General features: G+C 61.2%; 20 protein-coding genes and 2 tRNA genes. 15 read left to right on the top strand and 7 right to left on the bottom strand.

From position 1 onward, the window contains the following. Positions 1 to 112: 112 nt before the first annotated feature. Positions 113 to 616: a DUF1993 domain-containing protein gene (locus ACNI3Q_RS11485; RefSeq protein WP_426276812.1), complete on the bottom strand. Its 504-nt coding sequence runs from the start codon at positions 614 to 616 to the stop codon at positions 113 to 115. 140 nt (positions 617 to 756) lie between these two features. Here ACNI3Q_RS11485 and uvrA point away from each other — a divergent pair, with 140 nt between their 5' ends. The 5 genes from uvrA (at position 757) to ACNI3Q_RS11460 (ending at position 7,041) form a co-directional block, all read left to right on the top strand. Then, positions 757 to 3,651 (top strand): excinuclease ABC subunit UvrA, encoded by a 2,895-nt coding sequence (uvrA, locus tag ACNI3Q_RS11480; RefSeq protein WP_426276810.1) that lies wholly within the window; start codon positions 757 to 759, stop codon positions 3,649 to 3,651. 218 nt (positions 3,652 to 3,869) lie between these two features. After that, positions 3,870 to 4,475 (top strand): biosynthetic peptidoglycan transglycosylase, encoded by a 606-nt coding sequence (locus tag ACNI3Q_RS11475; protein ID WP_426276807.1) that lies wholly within the window; start codon positions 3,870 to 3,872, stop codon positions 4,473 to 4,475. Between the two features lie 790 nt (positions 4,476 to 5,265). Continuing rightward, positions 5,266 to 5,721, top strand: a complete 456-nt coding sequence (locus ACNI3Q_RS11470; protein WP_426276805.1) for a ferritin-like domain-containing protein — start codon at positions 5,266 to 5,268, stop codon at positions 5,719 to 5,721. A gap of 815 nt (positions 5,722 to 6,536) precedes the next feature. Beyond that, positions 6,537 to 6,749 carry a cold-shock protein gene (locus ACNI3Q_RS11465; protein WP_260020385.1) on the top strand — a complete coding sequence of 71 codons (213 nt, stop codon included), beginning with the start codon at positions 6,537 to 6,539 and terminating at the stop codon, positions 6,747 to 6,749. 76 nt (positions 6,750 to 6,825) lie between these two features. Then, positions 6,826 to 7,041: a hypothetical protein gene (locus ACNI3Q_RS11460; protein WP_426276803.1), complete on the top strand. Its 216-nt coding sequence runs from the start codon at positions 6,826 to 6,828 to the stop codon at positions 7,039 to 7,041. 190 nt (positions 7,042 to 7,231) lie between these two features. Here the strand turns inward: ACNI3Q_RS11460 and ACNI3Q_RS11455 are convergent, their stop codons facing one another. Together ACNI3Q_RS11455 and ACNI3Q_RS11450 are read right to left on the bottom strand one after the other, a co-directional pair. Continuing rightward, positions 7,232 to 7,639 (bottom strand): hypothetical protein, encoded by a 408-nt coding sequence (locus tag ACNI3Q_RS11455; protein WP_426276801.1) that lies wholly within the window; start codon positions 7,637 to 7,639, stop codon positions 7,232 to 7,234. Between the two features lie 148 nt (positions 7,640 to 7,787). Then, positions 7,788 to 8,069 (bottom strand): hypothetical protein, encoded by a 282-nt coding sequence (locus ACNI3Q_RS11450; protein ID WP_426276799.1) that lies wholly within the window; start codon positions 8,067 to 8,069, stop codon positions 7,788 to 7,790. Between the two features lie 362 nt (positions 8,070 to 8,431). Here ACNI3Q_RS11450 and ACNI3Q_RS11445 point away from each other — a divergent pair, with 362 nt between their 5' ends. Then, positions 8,432 to 9,007: a recombinase family protein gene (locus ACNI3Q_RS11445; protein WP_426276797.1), complete on the top strand. Its 576-nt coding sequence runs from the start codon at positions 8,432 to 8,434 to the stop codon at positions 9,005 to 9,007. A gap of 424 nt (positions 9,008 to 9,431) precedes the next feature. Here the strand turns inward: ACNI3Q_RS11445 and ACNI3Q_RS11440 are convergent, their stop codons facing one another. Then, positions 9,432 to 9,809 carry a hypothetical protein gene (locus ACNI3Q_RS11440; protein ID WP_426276795.1) on the bottom strand — a complete coding sequence of 126 codons (378 nt, stop codon included), beginning with the start codon at positions 9,807 to 9,809 and terminating at the stop codon, positions 9,432 to 9,434. Positions 9,810 to 10,467: 658 nt separating this feature from the next. Between ACNI3Q_RS11440 and ACNI3Q_RS11435 the strand changes: the two genes are divergently transcribed. From ACNI3Q_RS11435 to ACNI3Q_RS11420, 4 genes are all read left to right on the top strand, one after another. After that, positions 10,468 to 10,773 carry a hypothetical protein gene (locus tag ACNI3Q_RS11435; RefSeq protein ID WP_426276793.1) on the top strand — a complete coding sequence of 102 codons (306 nt, stop codon included), beginning with the start codon at positions 10,468 to 10,470 and terminating at the stop codon, positions 10,771 to 10,773. After that, a complete protein-coding gene (locus ACNI3Q_RS11430; protein ID WP_426276791.1) occupies positions 10,770 to 11,276 on the top strand; it encodes a hypothetical protein in 507 nt (168 codons plus the stop codon). Before ACNI3Q_RS11435 ends, ACNI3Q_RS11430 begins: the two co-directional genes overlap by 4 nt. 299 nt (positions 11,277 to 11,575) lie before the next feature. After that, the gene (locus ACNI3Q_RS11425; RefSeq protein ID WP_426276789.1) at positions 11,576 to 11,899 is read left to right on the top strand and encodes a hypothetical protein; all 324 of its coding nucleotides are present in this window, start codon (positions 11,576 to 11,578) and stop codon (positions 11,897 to 11,899) included. Beyond that, positions 11,886 to 12,605 carry a hypothetical protein gene (locus ACNI3Q_RS11420; protein WP_426276787.1) on the top strand — a complete coding sequence of 240 codons (720 nt, stop codon included), beginning with the start codon at positions 11,886 to 11,888 and terminating at the stop codon, positions 12,603 to 12,605. Before ACNI3Q_RS11425 ends, ACNI3Q_RS11420 begins: the two co-directional genes overlap by 14 nt. Here the strand turns inward: ACNI3Q_RS11420 and ACNI3Q_RS11415 are convergent, their stop codons facing one another. From ACNI3Q_RS11415 to ACNI3Q_RS11405, 3 genes are all read right to left on the bottom strand, one after another. Next, on the bottom strand, positions 12,606 to 14,201 hold the full coding sequence (locus tag ACNI3Q_RS11415; protein ID WP_426276785.1) for a DUF6538 domain-containing protein: 1,596 nt from the start codon (positions 14,199 to 14,201) through the stop codon (positions 12,606 to 12,608). It abuts the gene before it with no gap. A 91-nt stretch (positions 14,202 to 14,292) separates the two neighbouring features. After that, positions 14,293 to 14,368 (bottom strand) — tRNA-Ala (locus tag ACNI3Q_RS11410). Positions 14,369 to 14,446: 78 nt separating this feature from the next. Beyond that, positions 14,447 to 14,767, bottom strand: coding sequence for a TIGR02300 family protein (locus ACNI3Q_RS11405; protein ID WP_426276783.1), 321 nt, complete (start codon positions 14,765 to 14,767; stop codon positions 14,447 to 14,449). 113 nt (positions 14,768 to 14,880) lie between these two features. On the opposite strand from ACNI3Q_RS11405, the gene aroA reads away from it, so the two are divergent. The 5 genes from aroA (at position 14,881) to ACNI3Q_RS11380 (ending at position 19,433) form a co-directional block, all read left to right on the top strand. Continuing rightward, a complete protein-coding gene (gene aroA / locus ACNI3Q_RS11400; protein WP_426276781.1) occupies positions 14,881 to 16,221 on the top strand; it encodes a 3-phosphoshikimate 1-carboxyvinyltransferase in 1,341 nt (446 codons plus the stop codon). 4 nt (positions 16,222 to 16,225) lie between these two features. Next, the gene (locus tag ACNI3Q_RS11395; protein WP_426276779.1) at positions 16,226 to 16,867 is read left to right on the top strand and encodes a (d)CMP kinase; all 642 of its coding nucleotides are present in this window, start codon (positions 16,226 to 16,228) and stop codon (positions 16,865 to 16,867) included. Between the two features lie 247 nt (positions 16,868 to 17,114). Continuing rightward, entirely contained in the window at positions 17,115 to 18,818 is a 1,704-nt protein-coding gene (rpsA, locus tag ACNI3Q_RS11390) for a 30S ribosomal protein S1 (RefSeq protein ID WP_426276777.1), read from the top strand. A gap of 175 nt (positions 18,819 to 18,993) precedes the next feature. Further along, positions 18,994 to 19,278, top strand: coding sequence for an integration host factor subunit beta (locus tag ACNI3Q_RS11385; protein WP_426276775.1), 285 nt, complete (start codon positions 18,994 to 18,996; stop codon positions 19,276 to 19,278). 68 nt (positions 19,279 to 19,346) lie between these two features. Further along, a tRNA-Leu gene (locus ACNI3Q_RS11380) sits at positions 19,347 to 19,433 on the top strand. Positions 19,434 to 19,472: the final 39 nt, after the last annotated feature.

Below are 19,472 nucleotides of genomic sequence, written 5' to 3'. Positions count from 1 at the left end.
CGGGCCAAGGGACGGGGGGAAGGTCCGCGATCGACAGGCAGCGCAGCGATCCGCATCGATCGCTGGACAACCTTCGATATCCAGCAATCCCGTTTGCGCGATGCGCCGTTCCCTATCGCGGACCCAGAAAATCCATCTTGCCCACCGGCACGCCCTTCATTCGGAGGATCGCGTACGCCGTCGTGACGTGAAAATAGAAATTGGGGATGGCAAAGCTCAGGACATAATCGGTTCCGCGAAACGGAATGTCGCCGCGCGGCGTCTTCAGGATGACCTCGGCGTCTTCCTTGCCGTCAAATCCATCGCGCGGCACGGCATTCAGCACCGCAATGGTCCTGTCGATCCGCTCGGCCAGTTCGGCAAAGCTCGTTTCCTCGTCCGGCATCGCCACCGGCTCTGCACCACCGACACGCACCGCCAGAAATTTGGCGCTGTCGCTTGCCCGCTGCACCTGTCCGATCAGGGGCGCCATATCGGCATAGAGCCGCGCTTCGGTCAGCTCGGCCTCATCCCATCCCTGCGCCTCCGCATAAGCGCGCGCCTTTTCCAGAAACGCCTTCATCGCGGCCAGCGCGCGGATCATCGGTGGCACCGACACGTCGTACAGGTTGTGCATGATTCATCCCCCTTGGGTCAGCGCTGCACATGAGGCCACGCGTTTGACGCGACAAGGGCCGCGCCCCCCTCGCAACCGGCCCCTTCACCCCCTATCTCGCCTACTGGATTCCCCTCCAGAACAAAGATAGAACTGCCGGAATGAGCCTTACTCACATCTCCGTCCGCGGCGCGCGCGAGCATAATCTCAAGGGCGTGGACATCGACATTCCGCGCGACACGCTCACGGTCATCACCGGCCTGTCGGGCAGCGGCAAGTCCAGCCTCGCCTTCGACACCATCTATGCGGAGGGGCAGCGGCGCTACGTGGAATCGCTGTCCGCCTATGCGCGCCAGTTCCTTGAGATGATGCAGAAACCCGATGTCGATCATATCGAGGGCCTGTCCCCCGCGATCAGCATCGAACAGAAAACGACGTCGCGGAACCCGCGCTCCACCGTCGCCACGGTGACGGAGATCTACGATTATATGCGCCTGCTCTGGGCGCGGGTCGGCATCCCCTATTCCCCCGCCACCGGCCTGCCCATCGCGGCACAGACGGTCAGCCAGATGGTCGACCGCGTGCTCGCCCTGCCGGAAGGGACGCGCCTGCTCCTCCTCGCCCCCGTCGTGCGCGGGCGAAAGGGCGAGTATCGCAAGGAACTGGCCGAATGGCAGCGCGCCGGCTTCACCCGCGTCCGCATCGATGGCGAGCAATATCCGATCGAGGAAGCACCCGCGCTCGACAAGAAGTACAAGCACGATATCGAGGTGGTGGTCGACCGCCTGGTCGTGCGTGACGACATCGCCACGCGGCTGGCGGAAAGCTTCGAGACCGCGCTGAAACTGGCCGAGGGCCTTGCCTATGTCGACCTGGTCGACGGCGTCGTGCCCGGCCGGGAGGATGAGGCCGCGGACGCGGGTGCGATGAAGGGCGCAGGGATCCCGCCCAACCGCATCGTGTTCAGCGAAAAATTCGCCTGCCCGGTCAGCGGCTTCACCATCGCGGAAATCGAACCCCGCCTGTTCAGCTTCAACGCACCGCAAGGGGCCTGCCCCGCCTGCGACGGCCTTGGCGAGCGGCAGGAATTCGACGCCGACCTCGTCGTCCCCAACGCCGCGCTTTCCCTGAAAAAGGGCGCGATCGTCCCCTGGGCCAAGTCCAACCCGCCCAGCCCCTATTACATGCAGGTGCTAGCCAGCCTCGCCCGCGAATTCGGGTTCAGCCTCGACACCCCGTGGCAGGACCTGCCCGGAGAGGTTCAGCTCATCATCCTCCACGGCACCGGCGGCAAGCCGGTCACGCTCACCTTCATCGACGGTCGCAAGTCGTACGACGTGAAAAAGCCGTTCGAGGGCGTCATCGGCAATCTCAACCGCCGCCTCCTGCAAACCGAAAGCGCCTGGATGCGCGAGGAGCTGTCGAAATATCAGGCGGCTCAGCCGTGCGAGACGTGCCACGGCGCCCGCCTCAAGCCAGAAGCGCTGGCGGTCAAGATCGCGCAGCAGCCGATTTCCCACGCGACCCGCCTGTCCGTGGTCGACGCCCTCGCCTGGTTCCAGTCGCTGCCGGACGCCCTCACCGATCAGCAGCGGCAGATCGCGGCCCCCATCCTCAAGGAAATTCTGGAACGCCTCGGCTTCCTCAACAATGTCGGGCTGGATTACCTCAACCTCGATCGCACCAGCGGCACCCTGTCCGGCGGCGAGTCCCAGCGCATCCGCCTGGCCAGCCAGATCGGCTCCGGCCTGTCCGGCGTGCTCTATGTCCTCGACGAACCCAGCATCGGCCTGCATCAGCGGGATAACGACATGCTGCTCGCCACGCTCCGCCGCCTGCGCGACCTCGGCAACACCGTGCTGGTGGTGGAACATGACGAGGATGCGATCCGCACCGCCGATTATGTCATCGACATGGGGCCGGGCGCGGGCGTCCATGGCGGCACCATCGTCGCGCACGGCACCCTGCCCGAACTGCTCGCCACCCCGGGCAGCGTCACCGCCGAGTATCTCAACGGCACGCGCAGCATCGAAGTCCCCAAGAAACGGCGCAAGGGCAACGGAAAAAAACTCACCGTCCACAATGCCGTCGCCAATAACCTGAAGGGCGTGACGGCCAGCGTGCCGCTCGGCACCTTCACCTGCATCACCGGCGTTTCCGGCTCGGGCAAGTCCAGCTTCACGCTCGACACCCTGTATGCCGCCGCCGCCCGCACGCTGAACGGCGCGCGCGTGCCCATGGGCCGGCACGACAAGATCACTGGGCTTGAGCATCTCGACAAGGTCATCGACATCGACCAGTCGCCCATCGGCCGCACCCCGCGCTCCAACCCCGCCACCTATACCGGCGCCTTCACCCATATCCGCGACTGGTTCGCCGGCCTGCCCGAAAGCCAGGCGCGCGGCTACAAACCCGGCCGGTTCAGCTTCAACGTCAAGGGCGGCCGGTGCGAGGCGTGCCAGGGCGACGGCGTGCTCAAGATCGAGATGCACTTCCTGCCCGACGTCTATGTCACCTGCGACGTCTGCCATGGCCAGCGGTACAACCGCGAAACGCTGGAGGTGAAGTTCAAGGGCAAGTCCATCGCCGACGTACTCGACATGACGGTCGAGGATGCGGTGGAATTCTTCAAGGCCGTGCCCCCGATCCGCGAACGCATGGCCATGCTGGCCGAAGTGGGCCTCGGCTATATCAAGGTCGGGCAACAGGCGACGACCCTGTCCGGCGGCGAGGCACAGCGCGTGAAACTGTCAAAGGAACTCGCCCGCCGCTCCACCGGACAGACGCTCTACATCCTCGACGAACCCACGACCGGCCTGCATTTCGAGGATGTGCGAAAATTGCTGGAGGTGCTCCACGCCCTGGTCGAACAAGGCAACAGCGTGGTGGTGATCGAACACAATCTCGACGTCATCAAGACCGCGGACTGGATCATCGACCTCGGCCCGGAAGGCGGCGTGAAGGGCGGGGAGATCGTGGCGACGGGCACGCCGGAAGCGGTGGTGAAGGTGGAGGCGAGCTTTACAGGGCGGTATTTGGCCCCGCTATTGCGATAGCGATGCGGGGACAAATCTGTCCTGAGCGGAGTTCGAGCGCAGCCGAGAGCTGAGACGATGGGCAGGCGACCGAAGGTCAACGGCCGGAGCAGGTAGTGAAGGTGGAGGCGAGCTCTACAGGGCGGTATTTGAGGGGGGTTATTGAGGTAGGGGCGGTTAACTGAGAAGGATTTAGCGAGGTTATAGATAAAGGCGCAAAAATCCAGTAGAGGGATTGAATGCGGCCCAAAAGACCCACGATACGTAGCTCACTGCTCGGGATTCATAGGGTGATCTTGCAAATTCAACATTTGGCGAGCCGCGTATCGAATACAGTAGCGTTGTCAAATTTGGAGATGGTAGTCATCGCTTTGGAAGATCGTCGATTTTTCCTTCATGCTGGATATGATTGGCGATCTATATGTCGCGAATTGATTAAGGCTTTAATGTTTAGACGATTTGGCGGCGCTAGTACAATAGACATACAGTTGTTTCGTACTGTATCTAATCGATACGAGCGATCTACTCGTCGAAAAATACGTGAAGCCGTAGGCGCATTCGCCCTGCAGCGAAAAGTCTCCAAGATACACATTCTACGAGTTTATCTTGCTAACGCGTATTTCGGCACTGGTCTAACTGGAGCAGATTCAGCAAGCTTAGAGATTTTTCAAAAATTTGCGGATGAACTAACAATTGACGAAGCAGCTGTCATTGCTTCAATGCTCGTTTATCCCAAGCCTCGCCTCCCGAGCGCTAATTGGCATGCCAAAATCAGTCGGCGAGCGAACTACGGAGGATTCCTCGTGAGGTCCAGTAAAGAGCGCTTTTATAAGATCAACCGTTGAAAAGTGACGGATTTCGTCAAATTGATATCTTAACTGAACACCAAAGTGCATTTGTCGAAATACGTTATTAGCTTCATCAATCATGTCTTGTAGAAAGCTAAAATAGTCTCCTCTCAGGTTTTCTGCTGCACGAATAATTTCGTAGGCTGGTGGCGTATCAATCCCAGCGGATTCTAGATGACGACTTACATCATTAGTAAGAACTGCCAGCCGCCCTTGGAGATTTTCAAACTGGACGACAGCAGGACCGATAAACAGCGTACGAATGTCAAGATCCATTTGTAGATGCTGTCTATTCCACTCAATAATACATTCCCGATAATCTGCTATGGCTTCTTCAAAGTAAGCATTCGACTTTGATATCCGACAAATCCTGTGCGTTGCGTACAGGCGTTTGCCGATAAGCGCAGCGATATTGCGTGCCGCTTGTCGCATCAGCTCATGTTGAACCCTCGATGCTTCAAAAAACCTTGTTTCCTTGGCTGATCGCTGCTGCCATAAATAGGCGAGCCATGTCCCAAGCCCGGCTGTAATTAATACGCTAAGTATCGATCCCATCCGTCACCTCATACCTATCCTGCATTGAAAGTCCCGGTTTTTTCAAATCCATCGGCATCATGCGAATTGACGAGGATACGAATAGCACAGGCTTGGGCATTTCCATGGGTTGCGTGTTTACCGAGTAAGCCAATTGGCTCCTTTCACCGGACTACAAACCCCGCCCCACGCAACCATCCCGCCGCTCATGCGCTCCTCTCTGTATCCCCAACCGGAAACAAGGAGAGACGCCATGGCCGATACCAGCCACGATATCCGCACCCTCAATTCGCTGATCGCCACCACGATCGACAGCGTGGACGGCTATACCGAGGCCGCGAAGGATGCGGAAAACAGCCGCTATGTTCAGATGTTCAACAGCCGCGCGTCCGAACGGCGTCAGGCCGCGAGCGCGCTTCAGGCCGAAGTCACCCGGCTGGGCGGCGATCCGGAGGATGACGGCACCGCCCTTGCCGGCGCGCACCGCATGTTCCTCAACCTGAAATCCGCCGTCACCGGCCAGGACGATCAGGCGATCGTCAACGAGGTCGAGCGCGGCGAGGATCATATCAAGGCGAAGTTCGAGGACGCGCTGAAGGATGACGGCCTGTCCCCCGAAACCCGCTCGGCCATCGGCCACGCCTGGACCTCGGTCCGCGCCGGCCATGACGAAATGCGCGATCTGAAGCACGCGCTTCAGGGCAAGTAACCCGCTCTCGTCAGAGCGACGGCCCGAAACGATCAGGGGGCGCGGCAGGCTTCGGCTTGTCGCGCCTTTTGCGCTTGGGAGGATTGTCCGCGGGCCGCGGGCGGGGGTGGATCCCGGCTGGCGGCACGGGCTGGCTGATGCGACCAAGGGGCAGGCCTGACTTGGTAAAGGCCGTCGCGGCAAAGCCGCGAGCCTGCCCCGGCGAAGGCCGGGGTCGGACGTGTCGGTCGGCTGTGCCGCCCGCACGCCGGCCGGCCTGCGCTCCCGCGTGGGCACGCGGGCCTTGCGATTAGCTTGCGCTGATCGCTCGGGCGCTTGGCGCTGTCCTACAGCACCCTTCCCTGCCTATCCTCCCCGGCCCTGCCGCCCTGCGCGGCGCTTGCGGTCGGGCGATCATGGCACTTCTTCGGCACCCTCACATTCCGTACCCCGTCCCGGCGCCCCGCCGGGTGACGGGCAATGCCGCTGCGTGCCCGCGCGGTGTCGTCACCCCGCATGAAAACCCGTACAAAGTGTCCAAACTGTCAGCCAACCACCGACCCGACCGGCCGGCCGGGGGCTGCTCAGCGGGGGCGATTCCAGGGGGGACGTGCCGTCACCTTCGTCCCCTTCCGACACTTGCCCGGCCCGGCGCACCGGCCCTGCACCGGCCCCTCCCCTTGCGCAACGGGGGCCGCGTACCCATATCCGGGGGGCTACAGTCGCATATCGACGGTCTTCGGCGCTTTGCGGCTCCTTCTTCCTTCATTCCCTGCTCCTGCCAGCGCGAGGCTCCGCCCGCCTTGGGCGCGGCCGCCAACATGAAGGAAAGTCCCATGAGCATCACCGGAACCGTCAAGTTCTTCAATTCGGACAAGGGCTATGGCTTCATCGCCCCCGACGCGGGCGGGAATGACGCATTCGTCCACATCACCGCCGTCGAGCGCGCCGGGATGATCACGCTGCAGCAGAATCAGCGTCTGTCCTACGAACTGGAACAGGATCGTCGGGGCAAGACCAGCGCGGTCAATCTGGCCGCTGCGGACTGATCGACCCGATCGGCCGGGCGGCGGGCACCCCCTGCCGCCCGGTCCATATTCCCGGCTTTGCAGCGAAAGGATGATGATGGCCCAGCCGCCCTACCGCGAAAATGCCGCCCGCGCCCGCGCCGAAGCGGACGCAGCGATCCTCGACAATGTCCGCGACCGCGCCCTGCGATCCGAGGCCGCATGGCTCCACATGGCCGACCGCCAGGACCGCACCGACCGCGCCCGCGCCGAACGCGAACGCGCCGCCGCAACCGCTCCGGCCACTCCAACTGCTATTGCTGACGCCGATTAGGCAACACCCGCCCGCCCGCGCCGCCGCGGCTCTGGCCATCGTCAACGATGATCGGGAAAGGGAAGTGGTGGAGCCGAGGGGGATCGAACTTCCGGATCGTAACCACCTGAAAACGATTGGCTTTTAATGCAGACTGTAGCGGCTGTGACAGCCGGATGTAACACTTTCGGCTTGGACGCAAGCCCCCTGGTTAATGCTTCGCCCAGCGCTGCCGCTCGTCCCAAGGCAGCAATTCTTCCGCAGATGCTCTGAGCCGAGTGCTGCCTGTCGTTACACACTCGATCATCAGTCTTGGCTGGCGAGCACAGAAATTTATGACGCGCGAAATTCGAGACGACCTCGATAGCACCTTCTGCGCTGCTTGATGATCTAGTTGCAGTGTTTTAATTTCGCCAGGATCGATTAGATATGGAAATGAAAGATCGAATGGGTCGTCATAGGCCAGTGCCGTGCCTTCATGGACAGTTTTAATAAATACTCCAGTCAGAAAACGGACGCTACGTACCGCGATTTTATGCGGAGAACGATTGTGAATAGCAACGAATGGCCATTCATAGGGCCGGTCCTCCACATCGTCCCAATCGATTGTCCAACCCACGTAGCAGTTTACCTTTTCCCTATCTGCACGACGGGCCAAGAACACAGCGGTCACTGCCGCGATGAATGGCGAAGATAAGTTCCACCAATCTGCTGGCAACGGCCCCTCCTATATTGCAATTTTGCATCTATTTGACGGATTTTCTAGTTTACCTTTCATTAAACTTATATTCAGGCAAGATGCGATCTGCTGCTTCGGTTGCCAAATCAATCAAGATACTACGATCTGTTACATGGGGGTTATAACGGACGCGCGTAGTATTGCCTGCACCTGCATATGATACCGACGTTACGCCCGAAAGATTGTTCAAAGCGCCAGTTAAGTTTTCTCTATTGGGTTGAGACCACCCTGACGTATCGAAATCAACAAAAGGCTCAGAAGCTATTGCAAAGTTGGTTGTGCCCATAACATCACCTTTGAAGACGTTCATTGTCTGTTCTAAATCTAAGGCCCAAGGCGATAGATCGTCAATGACCTAATTTCGGCATACTCGTGCGAAGGGCCAACTCTGACCAACCTGATGCGTGATGTCCCCCATAGGCAGGCCTGCCCGCTGCAATTATGACACGCCTAGCGCAACCTGTATTATTGCGGGCGGTTCGTTCTCCCGGCGTGGCGTGTCACCAATGCCAAACCCAGCCCAGCCGGATTGCTGTCTCTGCCGATGCCCTGACTCACAACTTGTAGCTTATGAGGCACTCCGGATCGACGGCTCTAAGATACCTCATAAGATACTTGATTGTCTTATGAGTATCCCTCATAAGTCACGAATAACTTGTGAGGGATAAAGCCATGAGCCGTGTTGCCTATTACCGCGTATCCACAGACGCCCAGAGCATTGAAGCCCAGCGCCAAGCCCTTGGAGGCGGCTTCGACAGGGAGTTTACCGACGAAGGCATAAGCGGAGCGACACTTGCCGCTGACCGCCCCGGCTTTGCCAAGCTGCTGGATTACATACGGGATGGCGATACCCTGTTTGTCTATGCCTTGGACCGGCTAGGGCGCGATGCGCTGGACGTGCAAGCCACGGTGCGAAAGCTGCTGGATCGCGGGGTGACACTGGACGTTCGCGGGTTGGGGCCGATCGGTCGCGGCGTGGGCGAGCTGATCGTCGCCGTCCTGGCCCAGATGGCAGACATGGAACGCCAGCGGATCAAGGAGCGCTGCGACAGCGGGCGGGCAGCCGCCAAGGCATCGCTGGCAGCCACAGGCATGACGCACCGGGGGAAGGCTGGACTCGGCCGTCCATTTGCGGCCGATGCAAAGACCGTCGCGGAGTGGCGAAAGGCGAACGGGGCCAGCATTGCACAGACGATGGCGCATTTCGGCATCTCCAAGGCGACGGTATCCCGGTATTGCTCTGCATGATCCGGGCACTCAACGACCGCATGACGGGCAAATGACGCGCCGGGATCAGCGGCAATCCATGGGCATGCCATAACTTGCCCTAGGAGGGCCGCTCAGAGTCATCTGGGCCGGGGGGGCTGTTGGATAGCCAAAATCCCTCACCTGAGTCCTGCGGGCTTCCTAGGGCAAAATTGACACATTTCGAAAGCCGGGTTATGATTTTTGGTGCTCGCGGTGATGACGACCGCCACGAAAGCACCCCGAGGCGTGGCCCGCCTGGTCCGTTGGACCTAAAGCTCTGCCCTGATCCGGGTGAGCGATCAGCGAGTTTGCGGGCACCGTGATTAGCGGGGTAGGCCGGGAATACTGCGTCACCGGCTGAGCGGAGCGAGCCGTATTCCCCGAAACTAATTTAATGCTTTAGCCGCATAATTTCACACCTAAACTAGTTTTTGGGTGCCTCCAAAGCCATCCTCTTCTTTATTACCCGTGCTGTCATAACCTCACGAACTTGGGCCTTTAGGTTGGCAATCGGATCACCGTTATCCCCAAACGCCTGCTTATAGGAAGGTGCCCAGGCAGAACGCGCATCATCTTCCTGTTTTTGGCAAGCGCCGAAAGCCGCTGTCACAACTAAATCGGCCGCTTCTCGGCTAATTGCCATGGCCTCCGACTCATATGAGACACAGTGCATCCAAGCTACGGTTGCCTCTTTGGGATCAGGCGCAAATACAAGCAGGGTGGCTATCGTTAACGACATTATCCAGCGATAGCGTCGCACGGGTGCGTTGGAAACGAATAACGAAACGATACCGTCACGCATATGGAGCCGCAGCGGCTATCTCATTCGATCGTAATCAGCCAACCCTACTGCTTTGAGGGTCAAATACTGAAACGATACCATCGTCGAACAGGAAACACATTGGCATTGCCAAAGTGAGATGTTCGCCGCCGTTCGCCGGGCGTAAAACGGCATCGCGCTAGATAGGGAGCAATCCCGGAGTAGGCGTCGAGGCTTAGGTCTTGGCGGTGGCGCGACCGGGCAACACCTTCCGACGCTCATCCCAACTCAGGATCAGATAAGGCAGGCCGGGCATACCCTCAGATTGAATGGAAATTTCATCTATTTGATCGGGAGTAGCCCGGGCAGCCCTCCAACATCTTTCCCAATCTAGGATCAGTATATAATACTGGATATACTGATAGCATAACACAATACTTTATATGAGTAAGGGCTGAGAAACCAAGCGACCCTGACAGACTACCATGACTCAAAAACCAGATGATGCCGAGCAATTCTATCCGGTATCCCCCAAATAATTATCCTAGCTAATCCCGGATAATCCTCTCCCATCAAACAGGCATCACCTGTCCCTGCTCACGCATCCGGCTGATCCCGGTTTGCCTCCGGCTGCCCCGGCCATCCATCCGGGAGCTATCTCTCTTGCTCACGTGGACATAACTTCACCTCAACAGGATCAATGAACACCATCACCATCAATGCCGATGCGCTCTATAGCCCTCAGGCAGAACAGTATTTCACCCGCTCCGATCGCCGGATCATGACGGGTTTGCGGGCAACGCTCACCGTCCTTGGACTGCCCTTCCCCGACTATGCGCTCCGGCGCACGCCTGGCCCCAATCCGGCCGCAGCGGCGCTAGCCGCCTTCCACTCAGATAATCCCAACCTGCGGCCCCGCGCCGCCGTCCTTCCGCGCCGGGCCAATGCCACGCCGGAAAGGGTGGCCGCTGCCCGCGCTTCTTCCAACAGGAACCCAAATCAATGACCACCCGCACCACCTATGACATTCGCGACGACATGGCCCGCAATGCTCACGCCCTTGCCGCTGCCCGTGAGGATGTTGCCCTGTTCGACCGGCTGAACGCTGCGAAGGCAACCGCTGCCCGCCTGGCCAAGGAGGGCGAAAAACTCACTGCCGAGCTGAGCAAGGCGCTTGAAGAGGAAGCTAAGGCCTCTGTGGCAGCCTTCGAGAAGGCGAACCGGAACTTCAAGGTTGATCGCATCGGGCGCGATCAGCGCAGCGGCCTTGCCCATGACCGATTCGTCATCTCATGGGAGAGCCTGCGATATGACATGAACGCCCGTGAGAATGTCTGGCAGCAGCAATCCGTCGATGGCTTTGAGATGCTGCCCGATACCGTGCTGGGGCACCTGTTGCAGCATAAGCCCAACCTGATCCCGGCTGACATCCTGAACCTTGTTCCGGGCGACCCGTTCGCCGCGATCAGCAACTACCTGTCCGGCAAGCGCCGTGGCTATTTCCGCTGACCGCAAGCCAGCGTTGCCCCTTGCTGACACGGCATTCAACGGCCTGAAAATGCAATCCCGACACGCGGGCCTGCCAAGCTCCGCCATGACACAGACAAAGGCGTTCCATATTGCCTAGGCAGGCGACGCTCAAGGAACTGACGCGGAACGCGCCGCGACAGGATCGGCACCTTCCTCCGTTCCGCCGCCCGCCCGCTGGACCCTATCGGCATCCGCAGCGCCCGCGCTCCCTGGCGGAGTTACAGGAACGGCTGCCCGATCATGCGGACCTTGCATTCCGCGATGCCCAACTATGCGCCGTGCTGCGCTGGATCGACAGCCCGGAATATGAGGCAATGGCAGCGCCCGCCAATGTGGCGACCCTTGTGATGCAGTCCATGATCGACCGGGAGTTTTGCCGGGCGGGTCTGCCGCTTCCATCCGGCAAGGAGCGTATCGACATCCTGGCCCGGCTGTCCGTCGAAAGCCAGAAGGAGGCGCATCACGTCTATTGCGCCGTATTCAGGCAATGGGAGCAAGCGGGGAGCCCATGCCTCACCGGCGACATCATCGCCAAAGCCTATAGCTACACCCTCGCCTGTATCCGAAAGAAAGAACGAAACTCCAAAAATGACTACGCTTAACCAGAAGCAACGCGCCCAGATCAACGCCACCCTCTGCATCGCCCATGCGGCAGGGAAGGACGTTGCCGCCATCCAGCAACGGGCACGAACCATCATGGCTACCGGCCGCACCCCTTGGCACGCTCACAAGGCGGCGCTGATCGAGTTTGCGAAGGCCAATCCCGCGCTCGTTCCCACCATGAAGCGGGTGGATGCCCTGATCGAAGCCAGCGACTCCGCCAGCGTCGCCCGCTATGACACTGCGCTCAGGGAATATATCCGCACGGGCGACGAGGCAGCCGTTGCCGGGCTTGAACCGATGATGCGGGCGGACATGGCGGCGCTTGCCGTGCGGAACGGAGAAATCACCGCAGAGGACGCCGCAGCGGGCCGGGTCAACTGGTCGGCAATGGGCATGGGATGGGATGACGGCAAGCCGCAGCAATTCGCCTTCACCACAGCCGCTCAGAGCGCCCCTGAGAGGCAGGCCAATCCCGCCGCACCACAGCCAGCCGGACGCCCCGCAATTCCCCCTGGCGGGGCTGGAAAAGACGCCTGGAGCAATCAGGGTGGCGCATCCGCCCGACCGGCCGCCAGCATAGCCAGCGATGCCCGTGCTGAGCGGGCGTGGGAGGGCGCGGCAAGGCCGCTGGCAGGGTCACCCCTGCCCCGCGCTGAACCCTCTGCCCTGCCAGGCTGGCAGCGCCCTGCCGAAAGCCTCGACTGACTATCCGCCTCGATCCTGCCCCGCCTCCCAAGGTGCGGGTAGGGTGAGGCCGGGAATGCGGTATTGCGCCATGCCGGTGACGACCTGAAACAGCGGATAGCCGCTGCCATACTCATCGGCCACGTCGCCAGCACTGTGGCCCATTATCTGCCTCTGCACGCCTTCGATGATGTTGGACAGGCGGGCATATTGCTTGAACGTATGGCGGAAGGAATGGAATACCAGCCGCCTGTCTTTGACGCCAACGACCTCGCGGAGGTAGGGGCCAAACCATTCGCCCCACTTAGCGGTAAGCCTGCCATATTTGTCCGGCCTCAATCGGGGAAACAGCCGGTCAGAACCCTGGGCCTTCAACTGGTTGACAAAGGCTAGGAAGCCCAGCCGCACAAGCTCAGGATGCAGCGGCACGTCCCGTTCGCTGGCAGCGTTTTTCAGCTTAAGATTGTCCTCTGCATCCTCTGTTATGCGGATAAACCAGCTTGTTTGCTGAACCCCGTCCATATCCGGGTAACTGATTTCCGTTATGTCGGCCGGTCGAAGCTGGCCAAGCTCTTCCATTCGCGCGCCTGTGAACAATGCCAGCAAAGGCATCCAATACGCTGCCTCTCCTCTTCCTGCCGTAGGGCGACTGGCCGATGCGTAGACTGGGCTGGCAAAGATTGCATTGAGCGAAGCTAGATCGAACTCGCGCCGCTTGTTCCGGGCACGGTCGGGGTCGCGCATCGCTATCCCCTTGGCGGGGTTGCTCGCGGCAAGCTCATTATCCATGGCCCACTGCATAAGGGTAGCAAGCCTGCCAATGATCGTGTTGATGTTGGCAATGCTTTGCCCATCCTCGATCAGCCTATCCTTGAAACTGAGCACATCCCGGCGCGTCACCTTATCGACAGGCATACGGCCCATCTTGTTGTAGAAGCGGCGGGCTACGGATGCATGGGTATCCTTGGTTTTTGCGGCCACCTTACGCTCTGCCGCCCAGCGGGGGACGATAGTGTCATCCAGCATCACCCCGGTCTGTTGCTGCCCCTCGTTAGCCGCAATGGACATCGACGGCTTATTCGAGCGGGCAAGTGCATCCGGATCGCCAGCGGCTTTCGCTTCCCGTAGAGCTATGGTGAGGGAGGCGATCCTGTCGCGGGCAAGCTCAAGATCAAAGTCCTTTTGTGACAACAGGTCTTTGACAGCGGCTTCATTAGGCGAAAGTTCGCGGGTGGTGAAACGCATCCGGCGACGCCAATACTGACGTTCCTCCTCGCGGGCAGCCTGCCGGGCTTCCTGCTCCGCAATCTCGTCAGCTACGATTTGGTTGCCCACCTCATTATGCTCATGCATCGCCCGCATGAGTCGATCTGCTGCGCTTTCGCGCCTGTCGGCCGGGTCCATAGGCACAGCTTGGACTAGCGTCTCAGTTGCGACGGCTAGCGCCCTGTCAGTATCTATGGTGCGGGCAGGGATCAGACGCTTCGCCTGCTCCCGGTCCTTCGTGCGAAGGGACATCATGAACTCCGTCCGGCCATCAAAGGCAGGACGCAATTCGACCGGGATTACGCGGCGGAAATAATAGGTTGATCCGCGCTTGGCGAGGTATGTGCACATGGCTTTGGCTTCCTATTACAAATGTAACAGCCGCCTGTAAAAAGCCTTGGTTTTCCGGGATTTTTAAGCCACTTCAAGGGCTTAAAATCGATGGTGGAGCCGAGGGGGATCGAACCCCTGACCTCTGCAATGCCATTGCAGCGCTCTCCCAGCTGAGCTACGGCCCCACATGTCCGGGAAGGCGCCTCTAACGACGCCTTTCAGGGAATGCAAGCGCCCCGATGCAGGGGCGCTCGCTTAATCCATTAATTTTCGTCTTCAGCGTCGGTGGTATCGACACCCAGATCGTCGTCACCGCCCAGATCCACCTCGTCATCCGGCGAATCGGTATCGTCGTCCGCGATGTCCAGATCCTCGTCGGCACCCAGATCGCTGTCCGTCTCGACCTTCTCGACCGGCCCCTTGACCGCTTCGAACGGCAGCGGCTGCTTGGACTTCAGGATCGGCTCGGGATACCAGGTCGACCCGCAATTGATGCAGGTGACCGGCTCGTCCTTGGTCAGATCATAAAAGCGCGTCGCGCATTTCGGGCAGGTTCGCTTCGTGCCCCATTCCGGCTTGACCATGTGCCGCCTCTTGCCTTTCGATTCTGCTGGACCGGGCCGTGCGCTCTGGCCCGGCCTGTAAAGTGGGCGGCGCCTTGCCATAGCGCAAGCGCACTGTCAAAAGCCCGCCCGCCATGTCCGCCCACGCTCCCGCCCGCCCGCTCGAAATAGCCGCCGCCGGCCCGCTTCGCGGCACGGTCCGCGTGCCCGGCGACAAATCGATCAGCCACCGCTCGCTGATGTTCGGCGCGCTGGCTATCGGCCGCACCACCGTCGACGGGCTGCTGGAGGGAGAAGACGTTCTCGCCACGGCAGCGGCGATGCGGGCAATGGGCGCACGGATCGAGCGCGGCGACGATGGCCGCTGGACGATCGACGGTGTCGGCGTTGGCGGCCTGATGCAGCCGGAACAGGCGCTCGACATGGGCAATTCCGGCACGTCCACCCGCCTGTTGATGGGTCTACTCGCCAGCCACCGGCTGACCGCGACATTCATTGGCGATGCCTCGCTCAGCAAACGCCCGATGGGCCGCGTGATCGAGCCGCTGTCCGCCATGGGTGCCGAATTCACCGCCAGCCCCGGGGGCCGCCTGCCGCTGACGATGCGCGGCCTGGTTCCCGCGGTGCCCATCGAATACACCCTGCCCGTCGCCAGCGCGCAGGTGAAGTCGGCGATCCTGCTTGCCGGGCTTAACACCCCAGGCATCACGACCGTTATCGAACCGGTACCCACCCGCGATCACAGCGAGCGGATGCTGGCGGGTTTTGGGGCTGAACTCACGGTCGAGCCATCCCCGGCCGGCCGCGTCATCCGCATTCGCGGCGAGGCTGAATTGAAGCCGCAATCGATCGTCGTGCCCGGTGATCCTTCCTCCGCCGCCTTCTGGCTGGTCGCGGCCAGCATCGTGCCGGGGTCGGACGTCACCGTCCTGAATGTCGGCATGAACCCGACCCGGTCGGGCATCGTCACGGCACTGCGCCTGATGGGCGCGGATATCGAGGCGCTTGCGGAACGCGAGGTTGGCGGAGAACCTGTCGCCGATCTGCGCGTCCGCCATGCGCCGCTGTCGGCGATCGAGGTGCCACCCGACCTCGCGCCCAGCATGATCGACGAATACCCCGTCCTGTTCGTCGCCGCCGCCTTTGCATCCGGTCGGACCGTTGCCCGCGGAGCCGAGGAACTGCGGGTCAAGGAATCCGACCGGATTGCCGCGATGGCTGCTGCCCTGTCCGCCATCGGCGCGCGGGTCGAGGAGGTGGAGGACGGCATGATCATCGACGGCACCGGCGGGGATCCGCTGGCGGGCGACGCAACGATCACCACGCATCTCGATCATCGCATCGCCATGAGCCTGTCCGTCGCGGCCCAGCATTGCCGCGCGCCCGTCACGCTGGACGATGCCGCTCCGGTGGCGACCAGCTATCCCGGCTTTTTCTCGACACTTGACGCGCTGGCCGGCGCGGCGCTGAAGTGACGGCATGATCATCGCCGTCGACGGGCCCGCAGCGTCGGGCAAGGGGACCATCGCCCGTGCGCTTGCCCGGCATTATGGCCTGCCGCATCTCGACACCGGCCTGCTGTATCGCGCAGTCGCCGCACTGGTGCTGCGCGAGGAACTTGACCCCCGGATCGAAGCCGATGCAGTCGCCTGTTGCGACTTTCCCGATTCATTGCTCGCCGATCCCGAATTGCGCGACGATGCGGTGGGGCGCACGGCCTCCATCGTGTCGGCCCACCCGCTCGTTCGCCGCGCCCTGTTTCAGCGGCAACAGCGTTTTGCCCGCCAGCCCGGCGGCGCGGTGCTGGACGGACGCGATATCGGCACGGTCATCGCGCCGGATGCCGATGCAAAGCTGTTCGTCAAGGCAACGCCGCAGATCCGGGCCCGGCGGCGCCATGCCGACCTGAAGGGGATGGGCCGCGACGTCAGCTTTGACCGCGTGCTTGCCGATATACGCGAACGCGACGAACGCGACTCGGGTCGGTCAACCGCCCCGCTGGTCATGGCCGCCGATGCCGCACCGCTCGACACCAGCTTTCTGTCGATCGATCTGGCGGTGAAACGGGCGATCGAACTGGTCGAGGCACAGCGAAACCGCGAGGCGCCAGCCGGGCGCTGATCACCGGCGAAACCTTGCTTTCCGCAGCCATCGGCGCTATGCGCGCGCCGTCCGAAGGGTGTGGTGCCCGACGGGGTGCGGCGCAGGGTATTTTGCCCGGGCGCCCTTTTCGCTTTGGCGGACCCCAATCGATGCCGCGTTTTTAAGGATGTCGCGCCGGGCATTCGGCCCTCGCGACGGTTCGGCCAAAAGACCGCCGGAAACAACCGGCTGGCCGGAAAATGTTATTGTTAGGAACTTCGTTTTTATGGCCACTTCGGCAAATCCCACCCGTGATGATTTCGCGGCGATGCTGGACGATATGTTCGGCGGCTCCGACGGTTTTGAAGGCCGCGTCGTCATCGGCACCGTTACCGGCATCGAAAATGATCTGGCCGTCATCGACGTCGGCCTGAAGTCGGAAGGCCGCGTGCCCCTGCGCGAATTCGCAGCGCCGGGCCAGAAGGCTGACCTGAAGGTCGGCGATGAGGTCGAGGTGTATGTCGACCGCGTCGAGAATGCGAACGGCGAAGCGATGCTCAGCCGCGACCGCGCCCGCCGCGAAGCCGCCTGGGACAAGCTGGAAGCCGAATTTGCCAAGACCGCCCGCGTCGAAGGCGTGATCTTCGGCCGCGTCAAGGGCGGCTTCACCGTCGACCTGAACGGCGCCGTCGCCTTCCTGCCCGGCAGCCAGGTCGATATCCGCCCGGTCCGCGACGTCCAGCCGCTGATGGACATCCCGCAGCCCTTTCAGATCCTGAAGATGGACCGCAAGCGCGGCAACATCGTCGTGTCGCGTCGTGCGGTGCTTGAGGAAACCCGCGCCGAACAGCGTTCGGGCCTGATCCAGTCGCTGGCCGAAGGTCAGGTGATTGACGGCGTGGTCAAGAACATCACCGACTACGGTGCGTTCGTTGACCTGGGCGGCATCGACGGCCTGCTGCACGTCACCGACCTCAGCTACAAGCGCGTCAACCATCCGTCGGAAGTGCTGGAGATCGGTCAGACCGTCCGCGTCCAGATCATCCGCATCAACCGCGACACGCAGCGCATCAGCCTTGGCATGAAGCAGCTGGAAAGCGATCCGTGGGATGGCGCCTTCGCCAAGTATCCGGTCGGCGCCAAGCTGTCGGGCCGCGTGACCAACATCACCGAATATGGTGCGTTCGTCGAACTGGAAGCCGGCATCGAGGGCCTGGTCCACGTTTCGGAAATGAGCTGGACCAAGAAGAACGTCCACCCGGGCAAGATCGTGTCGACCAGCCAGGAAGTCGAAGTCGTCGTTCTGGAAGTGGATCAGGAAAAGCGCCGCATCTCGCTGGGCCTCAAGCAGGCGCAGCAGAATCCGTGGGAAGCCTTTGCCGAGGCGCACCCGGTCGGTTCGACCGTCGAGGGCGAAGTCAAGAATGCGACAGAGTTCGGCCTGTTCATCGGTCTGGACAACGACGTCGACGGCATGGTCCACATGTCGGACATCGCCTGGGGCATTTCGGGCGAGGACGCGCTGGCGCTGCACCGCAAGGGCGAAACCGTCCAGGCCGTCGTTCTGGCGATCGAGCCGGACAAGGAGCGCATCAGCCTTGGCATGAAGCAGCTCGAGCGTGGTGGCCCGGTCACCGCCGCTGCTGGCGATCGCCTGAACAAGAATGCGGTCGTCACCGTGACCGTGCTTGAAGTCCGCGATGCCGGCCTTGAGGTGCAGGCGGGCGACGATGGCGCAACCGGCTTCATCAAGCGGACCGACCTTGGCCGCGACCGGGACGAACAGCGTCCCGAGCGTTTCCAAGTCGGCCAGAAGTTCGACGCCATGGTCACTGGCTTTGACCGGTCCAAGAAGCCGACCTTCTCGGTCAAGGCGATGCAGATCGCTGAAGAAAAGCAGGCGGTCCAGCAATATGGTTCGTCCGATTCGGGCGCATCGCTGGGCGACATTCTGGGCGAAGCGCTGAAGGCGAGCCGCGAACAGAAGTAATTGATATGGTTGGCGGGTTTCTCGTTCGACACGGGAAACCCGCCCGCCAAATTCACCGCACAGGTTGGTTCGCTTGCTAGTGCGACCAGAAAATGCGAGAAAATCCGGGTTCGGCAGGACAGACGGCGCCATTTCGGGCTTATACTGATCCTGGCGGTTGCCCCGGAGGATGCTCATGATCCGATCCGAACTGGTTCGCCTGCTTGCGCAGGACAACCCTGAACTTTCGGTTCGCGATATCGAACGAATCGTCACGATCTTCTTTGATCAGATCACCAGCCGCCTGATGCAGGACGGCAGGGTCGAATTGCGCGGCTTTGGTGCCTTTTCCACCCGCGCCCGCGATGCCCGCACGGGCCGCAATCCCCGCACCGGCGAAACCGTTGCCGTTCAGGCCAAACGGGTTCCCTATTTCAAGCCCGGCAAGGAAATGCGCATCCGTTTGAACATGGCGGAATGATCGCCCGCGCTTGACGCGCGCGCCGCCATGCGCTTTCGCCTCCGCCATCACCGGCGCTTTCCCTTGATGCGGACGTGGCGAAATTGGTAGACGCACGGGACTTAAAATCCCTTGGGCCTTGGCTCGTGCGGGTTCGAGTCCCGCCGTCCGCACCAGGAATGCGCGGGGATCAGGTTGGCTTTGCCGGTTTCAGG

Origin of the sequence: Sphingomonas eleionomae, from assembly GCF_049889035.1 — a bacterium.
Classification (GTDB): Bacteria; Pseudomonadota; Alphaproteobacteria; order Sphingomonadales; family Sphingomonadaceae; genus Sphingomonas.
This window is presented reverse-complemented; position numbering and strand designations above follow the sequence as displayed.

What these genes read in the sequence shown, in the direction of transcription:
- ACNI3Q_RS11485 (WP_426276812.1), bottom strand. Translation starts at nt 616, where the DNA reads ATGCACAACCTGTACGACGTGTCGGTGCCACCGATGATCCGCGCGCTG.
- uvrA (WP_426276810.1), top strand. Translation starts at nt 757, where the DNA reads ATGAGCCTTACTCACATCTCCGTCCGCGGCGCGCGCGAGCATAATCTC.
- ACNI3Q_RS11475 (WP_426276807.1), top strand. Translation starts at nt 3,870, where the DNA reads ATGCGGCCCAAAAGACCCACGATACGTAGCTCACTGCTCGGGATTCAT.
- ACNI3Q_RS11470 (WP_426276805.1), top strand. Translation starts at nt 5,266, where the DNA reads ATGGCCGATACCAGCCACGATATCCGCACCCTCAATTCGCTGATCGCC.
- ACNI3Q_RS11465 (WP_260020385.1), top strand. Translation starts at nt 6,537, where the DNA reads ATGAGCATCACCGGAACCGTCAAGTTCTTCAATTCGGACAAGGGCTAT.
- ACNI3Q_RS11460 (WP_426276803.1), top strand. Translation starts at nt 6,826, where the DNA reads ATGGCCCAGCCGCCCTACCGCGAAAATGCCGCCCGCGCCCGCGCCGAA.
- ACNI3Q_RS11450 (WP_426276799.1), bottom strand. Translation starts at nt 8,069, where the DNA reads ATGAACGTCTTCAAAGGTGATGTTATGGGCACAACCAACTTTGCAATA.
- ACNI3Q_RS11445 (WP_426276797.1), top strand. Translation starts at nt 8,432, where the DNA reads ATGAGCCGTGTTGCCTATTACCGCGTATCCACAGACGCCCAGAGCATT.
- ACNI3Q_RS11440 (WP_426276795.1), bottom strand. Translation starts at nt 9,809, where the DNA reads ATGCGTGACGGTATCGTTTCGTTATTCGTTTCCAACGCACCCGTGCGA.
- ACNI3Q_RS11435 (WP_426276793.1), top strand. Translation starts at nt 10,468, where the DNA reads ATGAACACCATCACCATCAATGCCGATGCGCTCTATAGCCCTCAGGCA.
- ACNI3Q_RS11430 (WP_426276791.1), top strand. Translation starts at nt 10,770, where the DNA reads ATGACCACCCGCACCACCTATGACATTCGCGACGACATGGCCCGCAAT.
- ACNI3Q_RS11420 (WP_426276787.1), top strand. Translation starts at nt 11,886, where the DNA reads ATGACTACGCTTAACCAGAAGCAACGCGCCCAGATCAACGCCACCCTC.
- ACNI3Q_RS11415 (WP_426276785.1), bottom strand. Translation starts at nt 14,201, where the DNA reads ATGTGCACATACCTCGCCAAGCGCGGATCAACCTATTATTTCCGCCGC.
- ACNI3Q_RS11405 (WP_426276783.1), bottom strand. Translation starts at nt 14,767, where the DNA reads ATGGTCAAGCCGGAATGGGGCACGAAGCGAACCTGCCCGAAATGCGCG.
- aroA (WP_426276781.1), top strand. Translation starts at nt 14,881, where the DNA reads ATGTCCGCCCACGCTCCCGCCCGCCCGCTCGAAATAGCCGCCGCCGGC.
- ACNI3Q_RS11395 (WP_426276779.1), top strand. Translation starts at nt 16,226, where the DNA reads ATGATCATCGCCGTCGACGGGCCCGCAGCGTCGGGCAAGGGGACCATC.
- rpsA (WP_426276777.1), top strand. Translation starts at nt 17,115, where the DNA reads ATGGCCACTTCGGCAAATCCCACCCGTGATGATTTCGCGGCGATGCTG.
- ACNI3Q_RS11385 (WP_426276775.1), top strand. Translation starts at nt 18,994, where the DNA reads ATGATCCGATCCGAACTGGTTCGCCTGCTTGCGCAGGACAACCCTGAA.